Raw genomic sequence first — 24222 nt, forward strand, 5'->3', positions numbered from 1 at the left:
GGAGCAGTAAATGGCAGTCAGCGTGTTCGACCTCTTCAAAATCGGCATTGGTCCGTCCAGTTCGCATACGGTCGGGCCGATGCGTGCGGCGCTGATGTTCGCGCAAGGGCTCGAACGTGACGGGCTGCTTGGCGCGACGGCGTCGGTGAAAGTGGATCTGTATGGGTCGCTCGGCGCGACCGGCAAGGGTCACGGCACCGATCGCGGCGTGATGCTCGGCCTGATGGGCGATGCGCCCGACACCGTCGATCCGGATACGATCGCGCAGCGGCTCGAAGCGGTAAAGGCGTCGCGCAAGCTCGCCTTGCTCGGCACGCACGACGTGCCGTTCGTCCAGAAAGATCACATTTCGTTTCTTCGCCAGGCGCTGGCCGAGCATCCGAACGGCCTGAAACTCCGCGCGCTCGATGCACAAGGCGAGACGCTGCGCGAGTCGACCTATCTGTCGGTGGGCGGCGGTTTCGTGGTGACGGCGGGCGCGCCGAACACGAAGGTGCTGAGCGCCGTCGAACAATTGCCGCATTCGTTCCGCAGCGGCAACGAATTACTCGCGCTGTGCAAATCGACCGGCAAGAGCATCGCGCAATTGATGTGGGAAAACGAACGCGTCTGGCATACAGAAGAAGAGACGCGTGCGGGCTTGCTGAAGATCTGGAATGTGATGCAGTCGTGCGTGTCGCGCGGCTGCGGTATCAACAATCCGGATGCCGACGGCCACTTGCCCGGTCCGTTCCAGGTGAAGCGCCGCGCGCCGCAGTTATATCGCGCGCTATCGGGCAATCCTGAGCTGGCGCTGCGCGATCCACTTTCGATGGTCGACTGGATCAATCTCTACGCCATCGCCGTGAATGAAGAAAACGCGGCGGGCGGGCGCGTGGTCACGGCGCCGACTAACGGCGCGGCCGGAATCATCCCGGCGGTGCTGCATTACTACACGCGCTTCATGCCGGGCTCGAACGAGCAGGGTGTGATCGACTTCCTGATGACGGCGGCGGCAATCGGCATTCTGTACAAGCTGAATGCGTCGATTTCAGGCGCGGAAGTGGGATGCCAGGGTGAAGTGGGCGTGGCCTGCTCGATGGCCGCGGGTGGGCTCGCCGCGGTGATGGGCGGCACGCCTGAGCAAGTCGAGAATGCTGCCGAGATCGGCATGGAACATAACCTCGGGCTGACGTGCGATCCGGTCGGCGGGATGGTGCAGATTCCGTGTATCGAACGCAATGCGATGGGCTCGGTGAAAGCCGTGAATGCCGCGCGAATGGCGCTGCGCGGCGACGGCACGCACTACGTGTCGCTGGACTCTGTGATCAAGACGATGATGCAGACCGGCGCGGATATGAAGACGAAGTACAAGGAAACGTCCCGCGGTGGGTTGGCGGTGAATATTGTGGAGTGTTGAGAACACAACGACCCGACCGCACCGATCGCACCCATCGCAATGACTGGAGGCTTCATCGCAATGCCGCTCGCTTCTGAATCTTCTTCCACTGCCCAGACTACCGGCGCACGTCTCGTCGTCGACGCGCTGCTGACGCATGGCGTCGAACGGGTTTTCTGTGTACCCGGCGAGAGCTTTCTCGCGGTGCTCGATTCGCTGCACGACGAAACAGATCGCATCCAGACCATCGTCTGCCGGCACGAAGCGGCGGCCGCGAACATGGCTGAAGCCGTCGGTAAATTGACCGGACGTCCGGGTGTCGCGATCGTCACGCGCGGCCCCGGTGCGACGCATGCATCGATCGGCGTGCACACCGCGTTTCAGGACTCGACGCCGATGATCCTGCTGATCGGTCAGTGCGCGCGTGAGCATCTCGATCGCGAGGCCTTTCAGGAAATCGACTACCGGCGCATGTTCGGTCAGATGGCAAAATGGGTCGCGCAAATCGACGATCCGAAACGCATTCCCGAGTATCTGAGTCATGCATTTCACACGGCGACGTCGGGGCGTCCGGGGCCGGTCGTGTTGTCGTTGCCGGAAGATGTGTTGAGCGAAGCGTGTGATCTTGTTGCCGGCGCACCCGCGTACAAACGTGTGGCGGCGTCGCCGTCTGCGGCGCAGATGGACGAGTTGCGTCGATTGCTGGAAGGCGCGCAACGGCCGATGGTCATTGCCGGCGGCAGCGGTTGGACGCCTGCGGCATGTGCCGATCTGCAACGCTTCGTCGAGAATTGGCAATTGCCGATCGGCCTCGCGTTCCGCTTTCAAGACACGCTCGACAACGAGCATCCGAATTACGCGGGTGATGTCGGGCTCGGTATCAATCCGGCGCTGGCTCAACGTATCCGCGATGCGGACCTGCTGCTCACGCTCGGTCCACGGCTAGGCGAAGCGACGACCAACGGCTACACGCTTCTCGATATTCCGAAGACCAAACAAACGTTGGTGCATGTGCATCAAGGAGCGGAAGAACTCGGGCGTGTGTATGCGGCGGATCTGCCGATTGTCTCCGGCATGCCGGAACTGGCAGCATTGCTTGCCGCGTTAAAGCCGTCGTCCGACAAGCTCGCTTGGAGCGGCGCTGCGGAAGAAGCGCATCGCGCGTATCTCGACTGGCGCAAACCACGCCAGATTCCCGGCGACGTGCAAATGGGCGAAGTGATCCAGCAATTGCGCGCACATCTGCCGGAAGACGCGATCCTTACGAACGGTGCGGGCAACTACGCAACGTGGCTGCATCGGCATTTCTCGTATCGACATTTCCGCTCGCAACTCGCGCCGACCAGTGGCGCGATGGGGTACGGTGTCCCAGCGGCGATTGCGGCGAAGTCGATGTATCCGCAACGCGCCGTGGTCGCATTAGCCGGCGACGGCTGCTTCATGATGTCCGCGCAAGAACTCGCGACGGCAATGCAATACGACTTGCATGTGATTTTCATCGTCGTGAATAACAGCCACTTCGGCACGATCCGGATGCATCAGGAACGGCACTATCCGAATCGTGTGCATGGCACCGGTCTCACGAATCCGGACTTCGCGGCATTCGCAAAGTCGTTCGGCGCACATGGTGAAACAGTTGAGCGGACTGAAGATTTTCTGCCGGCGTTGCAGCGTTCTCTGGAAGCGAAACGCGCGGCAGTGATCGAGATTCGCATGCCGCAAGAGGCGAGCACGCCGGGTGCAACGTTGGAACAGATTCGCGAGCAGGGAAGGAAGCTGCGCGGAGAGACGGCTTAGCGAAAAAAGGCTTGTGGGCAATATCCCTCGGCACCGGCGAGTCTTAAGTCAAATCTTTGATGTACGGCAGACTTACCATGCGATCACCTTGTGCAGCGTTTGACGAATCGGCTACGGTAGCCATCCGTCTGAACGATTCAAGGAGTCGGTATGCTGAAGGCTGCTGTATTTGCAGGTGCGCTGGGATTGTCGAGCGCGGTGTTCGCGATGGACGTGTCCTGTCCAGTTCATCCAACGGCAGAATGGATGAAGGAGAGTGACGCCCGTGCGCAGATCGAAGCGCAAGGTTACAAGATCGCGAAGTTCGAGATCGACGACAACTGCTACGAGGTCGAGGCCTACAACCAGGACGGCAGAAGGATGGAGTTGAACTACGACACCAAGACGCTTGCTGTCATTCGGCAAAAGATGGACTGACGCCATCGGCTCACGCAAGCAGCACAAACCCAAAGCGCCATAAAAAAACCCCGCCGAAGCGGGGTTTCTGACGTCAAAGCGAGCAGCGAAAAAACCGCTTACTTCCCGCCCACGCTTTGCAGCGTCGTCCACTTGCCGTCGACAACCTTGTACAGCGTGATGCCGCCGTTCTTCAGGTCACCCTTGCCGTCGTACGCGAGGTTCGCTGCCGTCACTGCCGGCATCGAGGTCTTCGCGAGCAGCGGCAGATACTTGGCCGGATCGGTCGAGTTAGCCTTCTTCATCGCGTCGAACATCGCCATTGCGCCGTCGTAAGCGTACGGCGAGTACGTTTGCACGTCTTCGTTGAAGCGCTTCTTGTACTTTGCGACGTAGTCCTTGCCGCCCGGCATTTCTTCCAGCGGCAGGCCGGCGAGCGATGCCACCGTGCCGTTTGCTGCGTCACCCGCGAGCTGGATGAAGGTCGGCGTGTGGACCATTTCGCCACCCATCAGCGGTGCCTTGATGCCCAGTGCCTTCATCTGCTTGACCATCGGTGCCGCTTGCGAATCCGCGCCGCCGTAGTAGACCATGTCCGGGTTGACCGACTTCAGCTTGGTCAGGATCGACTTGAAGTCCACTGCCTTGTCATTCGTGTATTCACGATCGACGATCTGGCCGCCTGCTGCCTTCGCTGCCTTCTCGAACTGATCAGCCAGACCTTGGCCATAAGCCGTGCGGTCGTCGACGATCACGATCTTCTTCATGCCCAGGGTCTTCACCGCGAACGTGCCGGCGACCGAACCTTGCTGCGTGTCGGACGTCATCATGCGGAACGTGGTCTTGAAGCCTTGTTGCGTGTACTCAGGCGCCGTCGCCATTGCGATTTCGGGGATGCCCGCGTTCGCGTAGATCCGCGAAGCCGGAATCGTGGTGCCCGAGTTGAAGTGGCCGAGCATGCCCTTGATGCCGTCATCCACCAGCTTTTGTGCAACGGTCGTGCCGGTGCGCGGGTCAGCCTGGTCGTCGGCCGAATCCAGCACGAAGCGAACCGGCTTGCCGCCGATCACCGGCTTGGTGGCGTTCATGTCTTCCACGGCCAGCGTGATGCCGTTCTGGAAGTCCTTACCGTAGTGCGCCTGTGCGCCCGTCATCGGACCAGCAAAACCGATCTTCACGTCTTCGGTCGATTGAGCGTTGGCCGTCCCCGCCAGCGACATTGCTGCAACCAGCGCTGCGCCTGCCAGCTGTTTCATTTTGTGTTGCATAGCTTCTCCTTGGTACCAGGTGTGGATGGAGCGGTTTTTCGGGGTCGCCGTACCGCTTCCGTTTTTTGAAGTAATCGATGAGGTTCGCTCAACCGATCGTCATCAAATTTGCATTGCCGCCTGCTGCTGCCGTATTCACGCTGACCGAGCGTTCCGTCAACAGACGCTCGAGCGCATAGTCTTCATCACCGCTTTCCAGCGCGCCCGCCGCGACGCCCTGCACCGAAACGATCGGTCCCGCACGTTTCGCGACTTCCTTCACCAGCGCCAGCAGTTCATCGCTATCGCCTTCGAACAGCACGGCGTCGAACGGTGTATCTGCGCTCTTCTTCACGCTTGCGTAAGACTTCAACGCGGCGGGCAGCTGCGACACCAATTGTTCACCAGCCGCACCTTCGAACAAGGCGCGATTTCCCGTAGCCAGTGCTGCGGCAAACTGCACGCGCGCACCGCTTGCCGTCGAGGCGATACACAGCACCGTGCCGCGCGCACCCAGCGTGTACGTGTTGCGCTCGCCCGTGGGCCCAGACAATACCGCAGTTGCGCCCGCCGGCACATGCGACAGATAACCGTCGCAGCGCGCAGCCAGCACCGGTTGCTGTTCGCTAATCAGCCAGTCGCGCAGCGCCGTCAAGGCGGCGGACGGATTATCCCCGTTCACGCCGGCTTGCGGCACATCAACGATCAATGCATCGGCCAGCGACTTCGGCAACCCGGCCGGACGCGTCGCCAGCAAACGCTGCAGATACAGCGCACCACCTGCTTTCGGACCCGTGCCCGACAAACCTTCGCCACCGAACGGCTGAACACCCACCACCGCGCCGATCACATTGCGGTTCACGTAGATGTTGCCGACATGCGCGCGGCTGATCACGTGAGCGATCGTTTCGTCGATCCGCGTGTGAATGCCAAGCGTCAGGCCGTAGCCGGTCGTGCGAATCTGTTCGAGCAGCTTGTCCAGCTGGCTGCGGCGGTAACGCACCACATGCAGCACCGGGCCGAACACTTCACGCTTCAATTCGTCGATGCTGTCGAGTTCGATCAGCGTCGGCGGAACAAACGTGCCTTGTCCCGCGCCTTCCGGCATCGGCAGCTGCTCGACCTTGCGGCCTTTCTCGCGCATCGCCGCGACGTGCGCGTCGATACCGCGCTTTGCGTCGAGGTCGATGACCGGGCCGACGTCGATCGACAGGCGATCAGGATTGCCCACCGACAGTTCGCGCATCGCGCCCGTCAGCATTTCGAGCGTGCGGTCCGCGACATCTTCTTGTAGACAAAGAACGCGCAACGCGGAACACCGTTGACCGGCGGAGTCGAACGACGACTGCAGCACGTCCGCGACCACCTGTTCAGCGAGCGCCGAGGAATCGACGATCATCGCGTTCTGGCCGCCAGTTTCGGCGATCAGTGGAATCGGCTTGCCTTCCGGATCGAGGCGATTCGAGAGCGTCTTGTTGATCAGACGCGCGACTTCGGTCGAACCGGTGAACATCACCGCCCGAGTGCGCGGATCGGCCACCAGCGCTGCGCCGACCGTTTCGCCGTTGCCGGGCAGCAGTTGCACCGCGCCCGCTGGCACGCCGGCTTCGCGCAGGATACGCACGGCTTGCGCGGCGATCAGCGGCGTTTGTTCGGCCGGTTTCGCGAGCACAGTGTTACCAGCAGCCAAAGCTGCAGCCACCTGGCCCATGAAAATCGCCAGCGGGAAGTTCCACGGGCTGATACAGACCACCGGACCGAGCGGGCGATGCGTGTCGTTGGAGAACTCGTTGCGGATCTGCGTGGAGTAATAGCGCAGGAAATCGATCGCTTCGCGGATTTCTGCGACCGCGTTCGCCAGCGATTTACCGGCTTCACGGACCACGAGACCCATCAGCGTGTGCATCTGGGCTTCGAGCAGATCGGCGGCACGCGCGAGGCAATCGGCGCGGGCGTCGACCGGCGTCGCTTGCCAGATCGGTGCGGCGGCGACTGCGTGGGCCATGGCGGCGCTCACATGTTCCGAGGTCGCTTCCACCACAGTGCCGACGAGGTCACGATGATCGGCCGGGTTGCGCACATCACGCGCGACACCCACGGCGATTTCGTTGTCTTCGAGCATAGGCGCCGCGCGCCACGGATGATGCGCGCTCGCCAGCAACGCCGACGACAGCGAAGCCAGACGATGTTCGTTCGACAAATCGAGGCCCATCGAATTGAGACGCTCGGCGCCGAACAGGTTGCGCGGCAACGGAATCTTCGCGTGCGGCGCGCCGAGCGGGACGATCTTCGAGGCTTCGTCGGCCGGGTCGGCGATCAGGTCCTTGATCGCAACGCTTTCATCGGCGATGCGGTTCACGAACGAGGTGTTCGCGCCGTTTTCCAGCAGACGGCGCACGAGGTACGCGAGCAGCGTTTCATGCGTACCGACCGGAGCGTACACGCGGCAAGGACGGTTCAGCTTATCGCGGCCGGTGACTTCCTCATACAGCGGTTCACCCATGCCGTGCAGGCATTGGAACTCGTACTGGCCGGGGTAGTAATTATTGCCCGCGAGGTGATAGATCGCCGACAGCGTGTGCGCGTTGTGCGTGGCGAACTGCGGATAGACCGCGTCCGGCGCGCTAAGCAGCTTCTTCGCGCAGGCGAGGTAGGAGACGTCCGTGTAGATCTTGCGCGTGTAGACCGGATAGCCTTCGAGGCCGTCCACTTGTGCGCGCTTGATTTCGGTGTCCCAGTACGCGCCCTTCACGAGGCGGACCATGATGCGGTGACGGCTGCGGCGCGCCAGATCGATCAGGTATTCGATCACGAACGGGCAGCGCTTCTGATACGCCTGCACCACGAAACCAATGCCGTTCCAGCCAGCCAGTTCCGGATCGAAGCACAACGCTTCGAGCAGATCGAGCGAGATTTCTAGGCGGTCGGCCTCTTCGGCGTCGATGTTCAGGCCGATGTCGTAGCGGCGCGCGAGGATCGCCAGCGAGCGGACGCGCGGCAGCAGTTCGCTCATCGTGCGCTCCTGCTGCGAACGCGAGTAGCGTGCGTGCAGCGCGGAGAGCTTGATCGAGATGCCCGGGCCTTCGTAAATGCCGCGACCGCCGGCTGCCTTGCCGATCGCGTGGATCGCCTGTTCGTACGAGGCGTAATAGCGTTGCGCGTCGGCTTCGGTGGTGGCCGCTTCGCCGAGCATGTCGTACGAGTAGCGGAAGCCGCGTGCTTCGTACTTGCGGCTGTTGGCGAGCGCTTCGGAGATGTTCTCGCCGGTGACGAACTGCTCGCCCATCAGGCGCATCGCCATATCGACGCCCTTACGGATCAGCGGCTCGCCGCCCTTCCCGATCAGACGCGTGAGCGCCGACGAGAGGCTCGCCTCACTGTTGGTCCCCACCAGCTTGCCGGTGATCATCAAGCCCCAAGTTGCAGCGTTGACGAACAACGACGGCGCCTGGCCGACGTGCGATTTCCAGTCGCCCTTGCTGATCTTGTCGCGGATCAGCGCGTCACGCGTGGCGCGATCCGGGATACGCAGCAGCGCTTCGGCGAGACACATCAGCGCCACGCCTTCCTGGCTCGACAGCGAAAACTCGTGGATCAGCCCTTCGACGCCACCACCCTTGCTCTTGCCGCGCAGCGTTTCGACCAGCTTGCCGGCCATCGCCTGCACGTCGCCCGCGAGATTGGCCGGCAGACGCGCCTGGCCAAGCAGGAACGGCACACATTCCGGCTCGGGGCGGCGATACGCGGCGGTAATCGCCGCGCGCAGCACCGATTGCGGTTGCACGTTCTGCGCGAATTCGAGGAACGGATGCGACGCACCGTCTTCCTCGTGCTCCACCGCGGCGCCGTCAGCCAGATCGGCCGAGCCGGTATGGCCCGACAATTCCGGCGGCAATTGGCCGTGCTCGATCTTTTCGAGGTACGCGAAGATCGCCTGCTTGATCAGCCAGTGCGGAGTGCGTTCGAGCCGGGTGGCGGCATCTTTCAGCCGGGAACGCAGGAGGTCGTCGACCTTGACGCCAAGGGTGGTGCTAGCCATGTTTCCTTCTTCGGATACCAAACGAATTCGGTGGGAAAGACTAAAAGTTGGGCGAATCGTACGCCTCCAAATAAAAAGGTGCAACCATGCTCAACGCATGGTTGCACCTTTTTGAAAGCCCGGTACGGCGGGGGTTTGCGCCGAATGGCGCTGCGCGTGGCGACGGCGGTTGCGATCAGTACTTTCCCTGGCGTGATTCTTTTCGCTTTTACCCTTATCAGATCGCTCGGCGCGCCGTTATACAGAATATGGATGGTCGCGGCCGCAAGGCACGCACATAAAAACGGTACGGGGTTTTAGAGGACTGGCGAAATGGAAAAGTGGTTAGTGATATTGGGCATCTGGGCGATGTGCGCGACGTGCGGCGTGCTGTTCATCCGCGGCGCGACGCGCGGCCCGGGCAAACGTGAGACGGAAGGAAGGCAGGCGCGTCCGGCATCGCGCGCATCGGCTGGCGATGCGCGGGCAGCTTTGAACGATTGAGGGGCTAAGCCTGGCGGCTAATGATGGACATCAGGACGCCGTTCCTCGACCGACACCTTAAAGCAAGTACGCGCCGCCGGCTCACACCGGGCGGCGGTGCCGACGCGCGCGTCACTGGCGCGGAATGGGGTCGTACTGAGCGCAGGTGTCGTCAGGTGAAACGAGCTGGTCGTGCAGACGGCAAAGCCGGCTGTCCGCCACGCTCGCGCCAAACCCGGAACTGAACACGGCGAGGCCCGGAATGCTCTGCTCCAGTGAATGCCGATCCTCGGCGCGATACCGGCAGTTTGCACAGCGCGGCGCGCACGCATCGAAACGCGCGTGGGCCGTGCCGGCGATGCGGACCGCCTCGCTCATCACGAGCCCTGCCCCAAGCTATTCCAGTACGGTGCGAACACGTGCGCGGACAGCGCGTAGCCGATGGCGATATTGACGACCACGCCCGCCGTGAAGGCCAGAAACGGCTTCAGGCCGGTGGCCGAAAGCGCGCGCAAACGCGTGGTCAAGCCGATGCTCAGGAAACAGAACGTGAACGCCCATGTGCGTAGCGCCGTGATCGGCGCGACGAATTCGGGCGTGACGACCTTGCGGTAGTCGGCCAGCGAGTAGTGGCTGGCGATCCACGTCACCAGCGCCGACGCGATCACGAAGCCGATCACGAACTTCGGAAAACGCGCCCAGATTTCACCGGCGTTGGCCTTGGCTTTGACGCCGCTGTCCTGCGACTCCCAGCGCGTCGTCGCGACGATGGCGAGCGCGAACGCCCAGATACCGATCCAGATATCGCGCCCGACCACCTTCATCAGCGTGAACGCCTGCAGCGATGCCTCGGGAGCGCCCGCAATCGCACCACCCGCGTGCTTCGCGAAGTCGCCGTAGGCTTGCGCGGCGGCAATACCCGCGGCGTCGGCGAATTCCGACGTGCCGATCCATGCGCCCGCCACCGCTGTCGAGAGCCCCAGCGAGCGCGACGCGAAGGGCAGCACGAAAATCATCACGATCGCCCACAAGACCACCAGCGTAATCGCCACCGATGCCTGTTCGCGTTTGGCGCGCACCGCACCGGCAATCGCGATCGCCGCCGACACGCCGCACACCGCGCCGCCCACGCCCAGCACGGCCGCAAAGCGCCGGTCGAGACCGAGCGCCTTGGCGACAAGGAAGATCACGAAGAACGTCACGAGCGAGACGATGGTCGCCTGCCCGACCGCGACCGGCCCCGCCCACACCAGCAAGGTGAACGGCAGCGTCGCGCCGAGCAACACGATACCGACCTTGATATAGAACTCCACGCGCAAGCCCGCAGAAAACCACTCGGGCAACGTGAACACATTGGAAATCAGAAGGCCAAGCGCCAGCGCAACCAATGGCGGCTCGAGGTTGTACTTCGACGCATTGATCCACGCGCCCAGCGTGAAAATCAGCGCCGAGGCGATGAACAGGATCAGGAACGAGCCCAGGAAAATGCCGACCCGCTGCTTCAACGCGGCAAGGCTCACGCCGAACAGCACGGCGAATACGACGAACAGCGCGACATAGTTCGGCAGATGCTTGCCGATGTCCTGCGCGGCCTGTCCCACGCTCGCCCATTTGGCCGGCGCCACCGCCAGCCACTTGATGCTGCTGCCCGAGGCGAACAGCGCCCAGGCAATGACGATCACCAGCAGGCCGATCCAGACAGCCCACCAGTCTTCAGTTGAAAAGAGCCCGCCGCCGTGTGCGCTATGGTCACTGCGCGGTTTGCTGGGCGCGGCGCCAGTCGGCAATGTCTGGTTGGTATCGCTCATCGCAAATGCCCCGAGGAAGTTGAGGTGCGTCGGCGCGGGATTTTTGAGTTTTGCCTGAAGGTGCGCCGATTCGGCGAAATATAGGCGAGCGGTGGCGCAAAACGAAACGACCATTCGCTCTATGAATATGACTTAAAGGAGTAATGCCGCGAAGCTGTCGCAAAGCGGCCGGCAGCGGGCGTCAGATGTCGAGGGGATCGACTTCGAGATTCCAGCGCAGCACGCCTTTCAGGCCGCGCAGCATCGGCTGCCAGGCGCGCAAAGTGGCCTGCAACGCGGCCCGCGACGCGCTTTCGATCAGCAATTGCGCCCGATGCACGTGCATCACCTTGACGATGGTGAGCGGCACGGCGTCATAGACCGTCACACGCGCGGCGGCCGGGATCTCCGTCAGCGCGGCAGCCGCCTGTTGCAGGAAAGCGAGCGCGGCTTCGAGCGTGCGGCCTTCGGCGCGCAGCAAAGCCTGATAGGCGAACGGCGGCAGATGAGCGTCGCGCCGCTCGGCCAGCGTCGAATTGGCAAAGCCGACGTAGTCATGCCGCCCCAGCGCGTGATACAGCGCATGGCGCGGATAGCGCGTCTGCACCAGCACTTCGCCCGGCAAACCGGCGCGGCCCGCGCGGCCGCTCACTTGCATCAATTGCGCGAAGAGGCGTTCGCTCGCGCGGAAATCGTGTGAAAACAAGGCAGTGTCGGCGTTCAGCACGCCGACCAACGACACGCGCTGGAAGTCGTGGCCCTTTGCAATCATCTGCGTGCCGACGAGGATGTCGACCTCGCCGGCGTGGACATCGGAAAACAGCGCCTGCGCGCTGCCTTTGCGGCGTGTGCTGTCAGCGTCGATGCGTAGCACGCGGGCGCCGGGCACCGCGCTCGCCAGCGTTTCTTCGACGCGTTGCGTGCCGCGCCCCATCGGCGCGATGTCGACATTGCCGCACTCCGGGCACGAGCGCGGAATGCGCGATTCCCAGCCGCAGTGGTGGCAACGCAGCGCGCGCTCAGGTTTGTGCAACACGACGTAGGCGCTGCAACGCGGGCAACCAGCCACCCAGCCGCAAGCGTCGCAGGAAAGCTGTGGTGCGTAGCCGCGCCGGTTCAGGAACACGAGACTTTGCTCGCCGCGCTCGAGCCGCACCTTCAACGCCGCGATCAACGGCCCGGACAAACCCTCCACCGAGGCCCGCCCGCGCCGCCGCTCTTCTTCGAGATCGATCAACCTGACGGTCGGCAGGACGGCCTCGGCAACTGCACGGCGCGACAGCGTGAGACGCTTATAGCGCCCCTGATCCGCCTGCCACCAGCTTTCCAGCGACGGCGTAGCCGAGCCGAGCACAACCGGCAAACCGAGTTGCTTGCCGCGGTAGATCGCCAGATCGCGTGCCGAATAGCGCAAGCCTTCTTGTTGCTTGTAGGCCGGATCGTGTTCCTCGTCGACGACGATGATCGCGAGTTTCGGCAGCGAGGCAAGCACCGCCAGCCGCGTGCCAAGCACGATGCGTGCGCGCCCGGTGTGCGCCGCGAACCAGTTGCGGGCGCGTTCGCCTTCCGCGAGGCCGCTGTGCAACGTGACGATCGAGGTGCCTTCGAGCGCGGCAAAGCGCGCACGGAAGGCCGACTCGAACTGTGGCGTCAGATTGATTTCAGGGACGAGGACGAGGGCCTGCGCGTCGGGCTTCGCCGCCAGAATCTCGGCGAGCGCGCGCAGATACACCTCGGTTTTGCCGCTACCAGTCACACCGTGCAGCAGGAAGGGCGCGAAGCCGTTCGCGTCGCGGATCGCTTCGACCGCAGTCGCCTGCTCGTCTGTGAGCGTGGGCAGGATGGGTGCGGGGGTATCTGGCGATGCGGGGGTGGCGAGCACCTCGGCGGCTTCGATCACCTCAAGCGCGATCCAGCCTTCGGCCAGCCATGCGTCCAGAGTTGCCATGGCTTTGGGATGCAGCGCGCGAGCGTCGGCGGCGCTCAGAAACTCGGCTTCCGCTAGCGCTTGGGCAAGCTTGCGCAATGCGCTTGCACGCGCCGGCAATGTTTCCGGCAACGCGGCGCGACCCTCGGCGGTCAGGCTGTAGCGCTCCTCGGGTGCGAACAGGCGCGACCAGCGCGCTGCGTCGCGCAGGGCTTGCGGCAAAGCGGGCAGGGCCACTTCCCCGAGGCCGCGTTGATAGTAGTCCGCGGCGAAGGCTGCGAGCCGCAGCCATTCAGTCGACACGGGCGGGCAGGCGGTACAGACATGGGTGACCGCTCGCAGGCGGTCAGCGGGTACGTCACTGTGAGTGGTCACTTCGCACACAAGTCCCACCACGTGACGCTTGCCGAACGGCACGCTCACCATCATGCCCGGCGCGACACTTTCGGGCGTGTCGCAGCGGTAGTCGAACAAAGTCGGCAGCGGATGATCCAGCGCGACGCGGACGAATACTTCGCTCACGCGGCGGTGTGAATCGGGTGAATGGATGCGGCATGACGCCGCGTCACGGTGCACATTGAGCAAACGGCGAACCCATCGAAGTTAAAGTAAAACTTCAATTTCGGCGCTAAGTTTTGGATTCGGCTGAACAATTGCAATCGGTCCGCTTGCCTGTGGATAACTTTGTTGAGAACTTCGTTCAGATGGGCCGGGAACCGCGCTGCAGCGGCCTTCTGTGGGTTTCCGCACATTTTGCCGTGAACCCTTGAAACCCTTGCCAGACAAGGCTTAGATCAAATGCGCCTGCAATGTGCAAGGGCTAGGGCACGACGAAAGCTTCTACCGCGCCGCAGCGTGATTAATGTGCATAAGTCAAGTCTTGACTTTCACAGGACCGCCATCTGACGGCCTGCCGACTACAAATATTCCCTTAGAGCGAGAGCCCAGTTCGCTGCATTGCAACAAAAATGGCAACGTTTTCGGCGTCAGCTTGGTGCATGCGCGCCGCTGCGAATCGCCCGGCTATGACGATGGACTTCATCCACGAGTTCAGCAACATTCTCCGGCGGCGTGAACTGCGAAATGCCGTGGCCGAGATTGAAAACGTGGCCGGGATGATTACCGAAGCTGTCGAGCACCGCGCGCGCTTCCATGCGGATTGCGGCCGGCGGCGCAAACAGCACCGAAGGATCGATATTGCCTTGCAGCGCCACCTTGCTACCTACGCGCTCGCGCGCCTTGCTCAGGTTCACGGTCCAATCGAGACCCACCGCATCCACACCGATATCGGCGATCTCGTCGAGCCACAACCCGCCGCCCTTCGTGAAGGTGATCACCGGCACTTTTTCTCCGTCATGATCGCGCTTCAGCTGGCTCACGACCTGCCGGATGTACTGCAACGAGAAGCGTTGGTAGATGCCGTCAGCGAGCGCCCCACCCCATGTGTCGAAGATCATCACAGCTTGGGCGCCGGCTTCGATCTGCGCATTCAGGTACGCCGCAACCGACTTCGCGTTGACGTCGAGAATGCGGTGCATCAGGTCCGGACGCGCGTACAGCATCGATTTGACGGTGCGGAAGTCCGCTGAACCGCCGCCTTCCACCATGTAGCACGCCAGTGTCCACGGGCTGCCCGAAAAGCCGATCAGCGGCACGCGCTGACGGCCTTGCGCGTCGGTCAGCGCGGTGCGGATTTCGCGCACGGCGTCGGTCACGTAGCGCAGCGTGGCGTCGATATCGGGGACGGCGAGGCGCGCCACATCGTCTTCCGTACGTACCGGGCGAACGAATTTCGGGCCTTCGCCGGCGACGAACTCGAGACCCAGGCCCATGGCGTCAGGCACGGTGAGGATATCGGAGAACAGGATCGCGGCGTCGAGCGGATAGCGCTCGAGCGGCTGCAGCGTGACTTCCGTTGCGTACGCCGGGTTCTTCGCCAGACCGAGGAAACTGCCCGCGCGACCCCGCGTGGCGTTGTATTCCGGCAGGTAGCGGCCAGCCTGCCGCATCAGCCAGATCGGCGTGTAGTCGGTCGGCTGGCGCAGCAGCGCGCGCAGGAAAGTGTCGTTCAGGAGTTTATGGGCCACGTTGCGTACGACTGAAGGCAAAGGAGCATTTTACCGGACCCGGCTGCCCGCATCGCGCTTGATGCGGGCAATAACTGTGGCGCACCTTGTTTGCGGCCGGCTATTTTGCTGCCCGGTGCGGCGCCATGACTCAGCTGAACGGCCAATGTTCAAGCGTGAATTGCCGGGCTATCATCCGACGGCCTTACCAAACAATTACGCGCAACCAAGGAGACTCGATGAACAAGGCAGCACTCGCACTGCTCGGCGTTTTGACCGGTGTTTTGGTGCATGCAGGCGTGGCTCGGGCGCAGACCGCTGCCACCGCCGCGGCGCCCTCGCGGCTTGACGAAATCCTCGCGCGCGGCACGCTGCGCGCCTGTACGACCGGCGATTACAAGCCGTACTCGTTCTACAAGGCAGACGGCCAGTTCGAAGGTATCGATATCGACATGACCGAGTCGCTCGCCAAATCGCTCGGCGTGAAGACAGAATTCGTCAAGACGTCCTGGTCGAACCTGATGAACGACTTCGTGGCGAAATGCGACGTCGGCGTGGGCGGCGTTTCGCCGACGCTCGAGCGCCAGAAGCGCGCGTTTTTCACGCAGGCGTACATGATTGACGGCAAGACGCCGATCGTCCGGTGTGACGACGTCAACAAGTATCAAACGGTGGCGCAGATCGACCAGCCGGCAACTCGGGTGATCGTCAATCCGGGCGGCACCAACGAGCGTTTCGCCAAGCAGTATTTCCCGCATGCGAACCTGACTGTCTATCCGGACAACGTAACGATCTTCAAGCAGATCCTCGCCGGCAAGGCCGACGTGATGGTGACCGATGCGTCGGAGACCTTGCTGCAACAAAAGCTGAATCCGGGCCTTTGCTCGGTGCATCCGGACAAGCCTTTCCAGTATGGCGAGAAGGCGTGGCTGCTACCGCGCGGCGATGCGGCGTTCCAGCAATACGTGGATCAGTGGTTGCACCTTGCGCGAGCGACCGGCGAATATCAGGCGATCTCGGATAAGTGGCTGAAGTAAGTTGCACGGGCCGGCTGCGTCCCGCTCAATCGGAAAAGCGAAGTAGTTCGATTGATTAATAGGTCCGCATGGCCGGCACAATCATGTAACCAGACCCCAAGGTACTACGCAAAACTCGAACAATGCGGTTGAACAAGGGTCCAACGAACCGGCTGCTTACATGTCGGTTACCCGAGCGCGGGGTGTTGCAGCGCAGCGCACGTGTTCATCCAGGAATCGAGGGAGTTCGTAACGCTGGAAAAGCGCCTGTAATACAGCCGATCCGTCCAGAAAAAGATGCGCATGCAACTATTTCATGCGGAATCGACTGAACGGATTACGCCGCAGTATGCGTCGCGAATAGCATCAATCAAGCGTATGAAATTGCGTAACAGTCATCGGTAAAAATTACGTTTAAAACGTTTCGGATTGGAAATAAGTCCCGCAGCGCCTTATCTGGCGGGCGTTACAACCTGAAACACTTTGTTACCGCGCTCGTAGGTTAATTCGCCCACAATGCCCTCAACGGTTTCAACACGGATGTGGCTGGGTGCGTGGTGTGAGCGGATACGATGCACTTGCCGGTCGGCGTTTGCCGAAGCCCTGTGAAGGGGCATCCCTGCTGGGGCCGTAGTCGACGCAGGGTCGTCGTCTCAGTTGGTTCCATCTTTGGTCTCCTCGCGCTAACCCCGTAGCGTGTGGTTTTTAGCGGGCTCCAGGCCCGCTTTTTTTTCGTCTGGTTAAACGTTTGCGAGCTTCCCGACGGGTCGATTTTCGGCCCACGGGTTCATTCGATGGCAAACGGTTTTCCCCAATATGCCGGCCGGCGCTGCGCGAAAAATCGCGCAGCGCCGAACCCGCTTCGCCATCAGGCTGTCTTGTCTGCCTGAATCTTCAATTCGCTGATCATCCGTTCGCGCATGACGAATTTCTGCACCTTGCCGGTCACCGTCATTGGCAATTCGTCGACGAAGCGGATGTACTTCGGCACCTTGTAGTGTGCGATCTGGCCCTGGCAGAACTGCTGGATTTCCTCAGCTGTGGCCTGCTCCCCTGAGCGCAATACGATCCACGCACACACTTCCTCGCCGTACTTTGCATCCGGCACGCCGAAGACCTGCACGCTCTGGATTTTCGGGTGGCGGAACAAAAACTCTTCGATCTCGCGCGGGTAGATGTTTTCACCGCCGCGAATCAGCATGTCCTTCAGGCGGCCGACGATGTTGCAATAGCCTTCGGCATCGATCGTCGCCAGGTCGCCGGTATGCATCCAGCCGTCGACGATGCTTTCCCGCGTCTTCGCTTCGTCCCCCCAATAACCCTGCATCACCGAATAGCCCTTGGTGCACAGTTCGCCCGTCTCACCGACCGGCACGATCGCGCCGAGCGGGTCGACGATCTTCACCTCCAGATGCGGCTGGATACGGCCGACCGTCGTGGTGCGTTTGTCGAGCGGATCGGTGGTCGAACTCTGGAAGGACACAGGGCTGGTCTCGGTCATGCCGTATGCGATCGTGATCTCGTTCAGATGCATCTTCGAGACGACCTTCTTCATCGTCTCGATCGGGCACGGCGAACCAGCCATGATTCCGGTGCGCAGGCGCGAGAAGTCATAAGTGGCGAAGCTCGGATGATCGAGTTCGGCGATGAACATGGTCGGCACCCCGTGCAGTGCGGTGCACTGCTCTTCGGCGACTGCCGCCAGCGTGGCGGCTGGATCGAAGCCCTCACCCGGGAACACCATATTCGCGCCGACCGATACGCAGGCCAGCACCGCCAGCACCATGCCGAAGCAGTGATAGAGCGGGACGGGAATGCACAGGCCGTCCTGCTCCGATAAACGCATTGCCATCGCGATATAGCGCGCGTTGTTGACGACGTTCCTGTGGGTAAGCGTCGCGCCCTTCGGATTGCCTGTCGTGCCGCTGGTGAACTGAATGTTGATCGGGTCGTGCGAGGAGAGTGTCGCACCGATGGCGTCGAGCCTGGCGATGTCGAGTGTTGCGCGGCCCTGCTCGATCACGTCCGAGAAGCTCAGCATGCCGGGCGTTTCCGTGTCGCACATACGGATCACGTAGCGCAGATCGGGCAAGCGCGCGGCGCGCAGTTCGCCCGGCGTCTGGGTCGCCAGTTCCGGTGCGAGCTCCTGCAGCATCTCGAGGTACATCGACGCCTTGAAACGCTCTGCGGCGATGATCGCCTTGCAGCCCACCTTGTTCAAGGCGTACTCGAGTTCCGCGAGCCGGTAAGCCGGGTTGATATTGACGAGCACGGCGCCGATGCGTGCCGTAGCGAACTGGGTAAGCAGCCATTCCACCCGGTTCGGCGACCAGATGCCGACGCGGTCGCCCTTCTCGATGCCGAGTGCGAGAAGACCGGCCGCCAGCACGTCGATTTCCTCGGCGAACTCCTTCCATGTCCAGCTGATTCCCTGCTCACGAAACACCACGGCTGGGCGCTCAGGGAAACGCGCCGCAGTGTCGCGCAGAAACTGGCCTACCGGGGCTTCGCTCAACGGAATCTCGGTCGACCCGCGAACATACGACAGATTGTCTTTGGGTTCGATGAGTGCGCCTTCGCCTGACATGTGAGTTGCCATGGTGTTGTCTCCGTGAGCAGAAGCTCGCCCAGTCTATTGAAATGAAATTGAAATCGATTGTGCCACCGGCGTGTGTCCGTACGGCATCAAGTCTTACCCGCAGCGCACTTTCTGCCATGGCTGGAGCCTGTGCTAATAGCACACGTCGCGTCGCCTGTCGGCTTACGCAGCGCGGCCACTGCCACGAGTTGCGGACAGCGGGCCGTGAGCGTTAAGAACAAAAACCGAATTTCTCTTACCTTTCCGTAAACGTCAAGTTAAGGTCAAAAAAAAGCAGCCGCAAGGGCTGCTTTCTCTCTGATACGTGATGCTTAATTCTGACCGCGCAGCTTGCGCAGACGCTGGATCGCAGCGAGCTGAGCCGTCGCGTACGCCAGTTCCGCTTGCGCGGTGGCGTATTCGAGGTTCGAACCCGTGTTCTGCAGCGCTTCTTCTGCGCGCTTGCGTGCATCTTCGGCCTTGGCTTCGTCGAGATCCTTACCGCGGATCGCCGTGTCGGCGAGAACCGTCACAGCGCCAGGCTGGATTTCGAGGATACCGCCGGCGACGAACACAAACTCTTCTTCGCCGTTTTCAGCTTCGATGCGCACTGCACCCGGACGAATCCGCGTGATGAGCGGCGTGTGGCCCGGCAGAATGCCGAGCTCACCTGCTTCGCCCGGCAGCGCGACGAACTTCGCCTGGCCCGAGAAGATCTGCTCTTCCGCGCTGACGACGTCTACTTTAATGGTTGCCATATCGACTCCTGTGGCGACCCAAATTAGCGCTTTGGCGCTTACTCGGGTCCCATGCAAGGCTGGATTGAGTGTAGTAAGAGGCGCCGGTTCTACGTTCCAATACTGCTTGGGTATCGCTACGCGCGAGCGGCGCCCGCTTCGTTACACCCGACCTTTACTGGATCTTCTTGGCCTTTTCGAAGGCTTCGTCGATCGTGCCGACCATGTAGAACGCTTGTTCCGGCAGATGGTCGCACTCGCCTTCAACGATCATCTTGAAGCCACGAATGGTTTCCTTCAGCGGCACGTACTTGCCCGGCGAACCCGTGAACACTTCAGCGACGTGGAACGGCTGCGACAGGAAACGCTGGATCTTACGAGCGCGCGCCACGGCGAGCTTGTCTTCCGGCGCCAGTTCGTCCATACCCAGAATCGCGATAATGTCGCGCAATTCCTTGTAGCGCTGCAGCGTTTGCTGCACGCCGCGCGTGATTGCGTAGTGCTCTTCGCCGATCACGTTCGGGTCGATCTGACGCGAGGTCGAATCGAGCGGGTCCACTGCCGGGTAGATACCCAGCGAAGCGATGTCACGCGACAACACGACGGTTGCGTCCAGGTGGCCGAAAGTCGTAGCCGGCGACGGGTCGGTCAAGTCATCCGCAGGGACGTACACGGCCTGAACCGACGTGATCGAGCCGGTCTTGGTCGACGTAATACGCTCTTGCAGCTTACCCATTTCTTCAGCCAGCGTCGGCTGATAGCCCACTGCCGACGGCATACGGCCGAGCAGTGCCGACACTTCCGTGCCTGCCAGCGTGAAACGGTAGATGTTGTCGACGAAGAACAGCACGTCGAGGCCTTCGTCACGGAAGTGCTCAGCCATCGTCAGACCGGTCAGCGCGACGCGCAGACGGTTGCCCGGCGGCTCGTTCATCTGGCCGTACACCAGCGCGACCTTGTCGAGAACGTTCGAGTCCTTCATTTCGTGATAGAAGTCGTTCCCTTCGCGGGTACGCTCGCCAACACCGGCGAACACGGAGTAACCACCGTGTTCCTTAGCGATGTTGTTGATCAGTTCCATCATGTTCACGGTCTTGCCCACACCGGCGCCACCGAACAGGCCAACCTTACCGCCCTTGGCGAACGGGCAGATCAGGTCGATAACCTTGATGCCGGTTTCGAGCAGTTCCGTCGACGGCGACAGTTCGTCGAACGCCGGAGCCTTCTGGTGAATACCGCGAACCACGTCCGAGTTGATCGGGCCGGCTTCGTCGATCGGGCGACCCAGCACGTCCATGATCCGGCCGAGGGTCGGCTTGCCAACCGGCACGCTGATCGGCTTGCCGGTGTTCTTCACCGTCGTACCACGGCGCAGACCGTCCGAGGCACCCAGACAGATGGTGCGGACGACGCCGTCGCCCAGCTGTTGCTGGACTTCGAGGGTCAGTTCCGAACCGTCGAGAATGAGCGCGTCGTAAATCTTCGGCATGTGGTCACGCGGGAATTCCACGTCGATCACCGCGCCGATGCACTGTACGATCTTGCCTTCTACCAAAGCAGTAGTACTCATCGCTTTTCCTTTAGATACTCAATTCTTCACTCGCGCAAAGGCGCAGTTTCGGTGGGTGCGCCGCGAAGGGCGCACACGAAGCGGCGTACCTGACCTTTATGGTCAGACTGCCGCCGCGCCACCGACGATTTCCGACAGTTCTTTCGTGATCGCGGCCTGACGGCTCTTGTTGTACACGAGCTGCAGTTCGTTGATGACCGTCTTCGCATTGTCCGAAGCGGCCTTCATTGCGACCATCCGTGCCGACTGCTCCGATGCCATGTTTTCCGCGACGGCCTGATAGACCAGCGCTTCGACATAACGCACCAGCAGTTCGTCCACCACTGCCTGTGCATCCGGCTCGTAGATGTAGTCCCACTGCGTGCTCGGCGTCGTGCCGTCTTCGTCCTTGCGCTCGAACTGGTCTGCCGACAGCGGCAGCAGTTGCTCGATCACCGGCTCCTGCTTCATCGTATTGACGAAGCGCGTGTACGCGAGGTACACCGCCGAAACCTTGCCTTCCGAGTACAGGTCGAGCTGCACCTTCACCGCGCCGATCAGTTTTTCCAAGTGCGGCGTGTCGCCCAGATGCACGACATTCGACACCACCTTGGCGCGCAGACGATTCAGGAAACCCAGACCCTTGGTACCGATCGCAGTCGCTTCGATCGTCTTGCCCTGGCCTTCCAGTTCCTTGAACTTCTGCAGCGACGCACGCAGCACGTTGGTGTTCATCCCGCCGCACAGACCTTTATCGGTCGTGACGAGGATGATGCCGGCCGCTTTCGCGCCTTCGTTCGACACCATGAACGGGTGACGATACTCCGGGTTCGCACGGCTCATGTGCGCAGCGATATCTCGGACCTTATCGGCATACGGGCGAGCAGCGCGCATGCGCTCCTGAGCGCGGCGCATCTTCGATGCGGCCACCATCTCCATCGCTTTCGTGATCTTGCGCGTGTTTTGCACGCTCTTGATCTTGCCGCGAATTTCCTTCATTCCAGCCATTGCTTGCTCCTTGATCGAAGCAGCGCGGGTTCAGTTGCCTGCGGCCCGCGCCGCTTCAAGGTCCGTTTATGCCTTGCGGATCATTCGCGGATCAATAAGCGCCGGACTTCTTGAAGTCTTTGAGAGCCGTATGCAGCAGGGCTTCGTCGTCCTTCGAGAGTTCCTTGGTATCTTCGATGCGCTTGATCAGGTCAGCGTGCTTCGACTTCAGGTAATCGCGCAGGCCCTTTTCGAACGGCAGCACTTGCGCGACTTCGAGGTCGTCGAGGTAACCGTTGTTCGCAGCGAACAGCGCGACAGCCAGTTCCCACACTTGCAGCGGCTGATACTGCGGCTGCTTCAGCAGTTCCGTCACGCGGCGGCCGCGCTCCAGCTGCTTGCGGGTTGCTTCGTCGAGGTCCGATGCGAACTGCGCAAACGCTGCGAGTTCACGGTACTGCGCGAGGTCGGTACGGATACCGCCCGACAGCTTCTTCACGACCTTGGTTTGAGCCGCACCACCCACGCGCGAGACCGACACACCGGCGTTAATTGCCGGGCGGATACCTGCGTTGAAGAGGTCGGTTTCCAGGAAGATCTGGCCGTCGGTGATCGAGATCACGTTCGTCGGAACGAATGCGGTCACGTCGCCTGCTTGCGTTTCAATGACCGGCAGCGCCGTCAGCGAACCGCTCTTGCCCTTCACTTCGCCGTTCGTGAACTTCTCGACGTACTCTTCCGAGACGCGAGCAGCACGTTCCAGCAGACGCGAGTGCAGATAGAACACGTCACCCGGGTAAGCTTCACGGCCCGGCGGGCGGCGCAGCAGCAGCGAGATCTGGCGGTATGCCCAGGCTTGCTTGGTCAAATCGTCATAAACGATCAGGGCGTCTTGACCGCGGTCGCGGAAGTATTCGCCCATCGTGCAGCCGGCGTACGGTGCGAGGTACTGCATCGCAGCCGATTCCGAAGCCGAAGCGGCCACGACGATCGTGTATTCCAGCGCGCCGGTTTCTTCCAGCTTGCGCACCACGTTCATGATCGACGAAGCTTTCTGGCCGATCGCGACGTAGATACAGAAGAGGTTCTTGCCCTTCTGGTTGATGATCGCGTCGACTGCGACTGCGGTCTTGCCGCACTGGCGGTCACCGATGATCAGCTCACGCTGGCCACGGCCAACCGGCACCATCGCGTCGATCGACTTCAGACCGGTTTGAACCGGTTCCGAAACCGACTTACGCCAGATCACGCCCGGAGCGATCTTTTCGATTGCGTCGGTTTTCTTCGCGTTGATCGGGCCCTTGCCGTCGATCGGGTTGCCGAGTGCATCGACCACGCGGCCGAGCAGCTCCGGACCCACCGGCACTTCGAGAATGCGGCCCGTCGTCTTGACGATGTCGCCTTCCGAAATGTGTTCGTACTCACCCAGAATCACGGCGCCGACCGAGTCGCGCTCGAGGTTCAGTGCGAGACCGAAGGTGTTGCCCGGGAATTCGAGCATTTCGCCCTGCATCACTTCCGACAGGCCGTGGATACGCACGATACCGTCGGTCACGGAGATCACGGTGCCCTGGTTGCGAACGTCTGCGCTCGCTTCAAGGCCCTGGATCCTGCTCTTGATCAGCTCGCTGATCTCAGAGGGATTGAGTTGCATTATTCGCTCCTGATAGTCAATTCTGTTGCGTGCCAGCCGCTTCAGCGCTTACGAAGCGCTTCAGGCCGTCAGAGCCGTCTGCATGCTGGCAAGCCGCGCGCGGACCGAGGTATCGAGCACTTCGTCACCGACCGTCACGCGCACGCCGCCGATGAGCGACGAGTCGACTTCGACCGTCGGCTTCAGCTTGCGCTTGAATTTGCGTTCGAGACCTGCGACGAGTTCGTTCAACTGCGCGCCTTCGAGCGGGAATGCGCTGACGATCAGCACATCTGCCGCCCCTTCGCGGGCGTTCTTCAACTCTTCGAACTGCGTGGCGATTTCCGGCAGCAATTGCAGGCGATGGTTATCGACCAGCATTTGCACCAGATTCTTCGCTTGCACATTGTCCTTGAGCGGCGACTTGACCGCGGACAGCAGCAGATCGCTGACCTGTGCGCGGCTCACTTTCGGGCTCGAGGCGATCGACAGCACTTCGGGCAGACGCGCAACCTGTGCCAGCTCCTGCACGAGCGTGGACCAGGCGGCGATGTCACCAGCTTCGGCCACGCCAAACAGCGCTTCTGCGTACGGACGGGCGATGGTTGCAAGTTCGGCCATGA

Annotated in this window: 17 protein-coding genes; 5 read left to right on the forward strand and 12 right to left on the reverse strand. The window is 61.7% G+C overall.

Annotation, left to right across the window (positions count from 1 at the left end; translation table 11 throughout):
* Nucleotides 1-10: 10 nt before the first annotated feature.
* The 3 genes from KHO30_RS29695 (at nucleotide 11) to KHO30_RS29705 (ending at nucleotide 3592) form a co-directional block, all read left to right on the forward strand.
* Nucleotides 11-1399: an L-serine ammonia-lyase gene (locus tag KHO30_RS29695; protein WP_093634477.1), complete on the forward strand. Its 1389-nt coding sequence runs from the start codon at nucleotides 11-13 to the stop codon at nucleotides 1397-1399.
* A 60-nt stretch (nucleotides 1400-1459) separates the two neighbouring features.
* Nucleotides 1460-3175, forward strand: coding sequence for a thiamine pyrophosphate-binding protein (locus KHO30_RS29700; RefSeq protein WP_211703096.1), 1716 nt, complete (start codon nucleotides 1460-1462; stop codon nucleotides 3173-3175).
* 150 nt (nucleotides 3176-3325) lie between these two features.
* Entirely contained in the window at nucleotides 3326-3592 is a 267-nt protein-coding gene (locus tag KHO30_RS29705) for a PepSY domain-containing protein (protein ID WP_211703097.1), read from the forward strand.
* A 98-nt stretch (nucleotides 3593-3690) separates the two neighbouring features.
* Here the strand turns inward: KHO30_RS29705 and KHO30_RS29710 are convergent, their stop codons facing one another.
* Together KHO30_RS29710 and putA are read right to left on the reverse strand one after the other, a co-directional pair.
* A complete protein-coding gene (locus KHO30_RS29710) occupies nucleotides 3691-4839 on the reverse strand; it encodes a branched-chain amino acid ABC transporter substrate-binding protein (RefSeq protein WP_211703098.1) in 1149 nt (382 codons plus the stop codon).
* An 88-nt stretch (nucleotides 4840-4927) separates the two neighbouring features.
* Nucleotides 4928-8857 carry a trifunctional transcriptional regulator/proline dehydrogenase/L-glutamate gamma-semialdehyde dehydrogenase gene (gene putA / locus KHO30_RS29715; protein WP_211703099.1) on the reverse strand — a complete coding sequence of 1310 codons (3930 nt, stop codon included), beginning with the start codon at nucleotides 8855-8857 and terminating at the stop codon, nucleotides 4928-4930.
* Nucleotides 8858-9169: 312 nt separating this feature from the next.
* On the opposite strand from putA, the gene KHO30_RS29720 reads away from it, so the two are divergent.
* Complete coding sequence (locus KHO30_RS29720; RefSeq protein ID WP_167378372.1) at nucleotides 9170-9340, forward strand: hypothetical protein; 171 nt, start codon at nucleotides 9170-9172, stop codon at nucleotides 9338-9340.
* Nucleotides 9341-9451: 111 nt separating this feature from the next.
* Here KHO30_RS29720 and KHO30_RS29725 read toward each other — a convergent pair whose 3' ends face one another.
* The 4 genes from KHO30_RS29725 to hemE all read right to left on the reverse strand — a co-directional run bounded on the left by KHO30_RS29725 (nucleotide 9452) and on the right by hemE (nucleotide 15120).
* On the reverse strand, nucleotides 9452-9697 hold the full coding sequence (locus KHO30_RS29725) for a hypothetical protein (protein WP_167378373.1): 246 nt from the start codon (nucleotides 9695-9697) through the stop codon (nucleotides 9452-9454).
* Nucleotides 9697-11127: a YeiH family protein gene (locus tag KHO30_RS29730; RefSeq protein WP_093634670.1), complete on the reverse strand. Its 1431-nt coding sequence runs from the start codon at nucleotides 11125-11127 to the stop codon at nucleotides 9697-9699. Before KHO30_RS29730 ends, KHO30_RS29725 begins: the two co-directional genes overlap by 1 nt.
* 181 nt (nucleotides 11128-11308) lie before the next feature.
* Nucleotides 11309-13555: a primosomal protein N' gene (locus tag KHO30_RS29735; protein WP_211703100.1), complete on the reverse strand. Its 2247-nt coding sequence runs from the start codon at nucleotides 13553-13555 to the stop codon at nucleotides 11309-11311.
* A gap of 464 nt (nucleotides 13556-14019) precedes the next feature.
* Entirely contained in the window at nucleotides 14020-15120 is a 1101-nt protein-coding gene (gene hemE / locus KHO30_RS29740; RefSeq protein ID WP_211703101.1) for a uroporphyrinogen decarboxylase, read from the reverse strand.
* Nucleotides 15121-15338: 218 nt separating this feature from the next.
* On the opposite strand from hemE, the gene KHO30_RS29745 reads away from it, so the two are divergent.
* On the forward strand, nucleotides 15339-16136 hold the full coding sequence (locus KHO30_RS29745; RefSeq protein ID WP_211703102.1) for a transporter substrate-binding domain-containing protein: 798 nt from the start codon (nucleotides 15339-15341) through the stop codon (nucleotides 16134-16136).
* Between the two features lie 847 nt (nucleotides 16137-16983).
* Here KHO30_RS29745 and KHO30_RS29750 read toward each other — a convergent pair.
* The 6 genes from KHO30_RS29750 to KHO30_RS29775 all read right to left on the reverse strand — a co-directional run bounded on the left by KHO30_RS29750 (nucleotide 16984) and on the right by KHO30_RS29775 (nucleotide 24220).
* Nucleotides 16984-18714, reverse strand: a complete 1731-nt coding sequence (locus KHO30_RS29750) for an AMP-binding protein (protein ID WP_211703103.1) — start codon at nucleotides 18712-18714, stop codon at nucleotides 16984-16986.
* 311 nt (nucleotides 18715-19025) lie between these two features.
* Nucleotides 19026-19451, reverse strand: a complete 426-nt coding sequence (locus KHO30_RS29755) for a F0F1 ATP synthase subunit epsilon (RefSeq protein WP_012434800.1) — start codon at nucleotides 19449-19451, stop codon at nucleotides 19026-19028.
* Between the two features lie 154 nt (nucleotides 19452-19605).
* Complete coding sequence (gene atpD, locus KHO30_RS29760) at nucleotides 19606-21000, reverse strand: F0F1 ATP synthase subunit beta (protein ID WP_054038568.1); 1395 nt, start codon at nucleotides 20998-21000, stop codon at nucleotides 19606-19608.
* Between the two features lie 102 nt (nucleotides 21001-21102).
* Nucleotides 21103-21987 carry a F0F1 ATP synthase subunit gamma gene (gene atpG / locus KHO30_RS29765; protein WP_054038570.1) on the reverse strand — a complete coding sequence of 295 codons (885 nt, stop codon included), beginning with the start codon at nucleotides 21985-21987 and terminating at the stop codon, nucleotides 21103-21105.
* Between the two features lie 91 nt (nucleotides 21988-22078).
* A complete protein-coding gene (atpA, locus tag KHO30_RS29770; RefSeq protein ID WP_054038572.1) occupies nucleotides 22079-23620 on the reverse strand; it encodes a F0F1 ATP synthase subunit alpha in 1542 nt (513 codons plus the stop codon).
* A 60-nt stretch (nucleotides 23621-23680) separates the two neighbouring features.
* Nucleotides 23681-24220 (reverse strand): F0F1 ATP synthase subunit delta, encoded by a 540-nt coding sequence (locus KHO30_RS29775; RefSeq protein ID WP_211703104.1) that lies wholly within the window; start codon nucleotides 24218-24220, stop codon nucleotides 23681-23683.
* Between the last annotated feature and the right edge of the window lie 2 nt (nucleotides 24221-24222).

The sequence above is a fragment of the Paraburkholderia aspalathi genome (assembly GCF_905220735.1).
Classification (GTDB): domain Bacteria; phylum Pseudomonadota; class Gammaproteobacteria; order Burkholderiales; family Burkholderiaceae; genus Paraburkholderia; species Paraburkholderia aspalathi.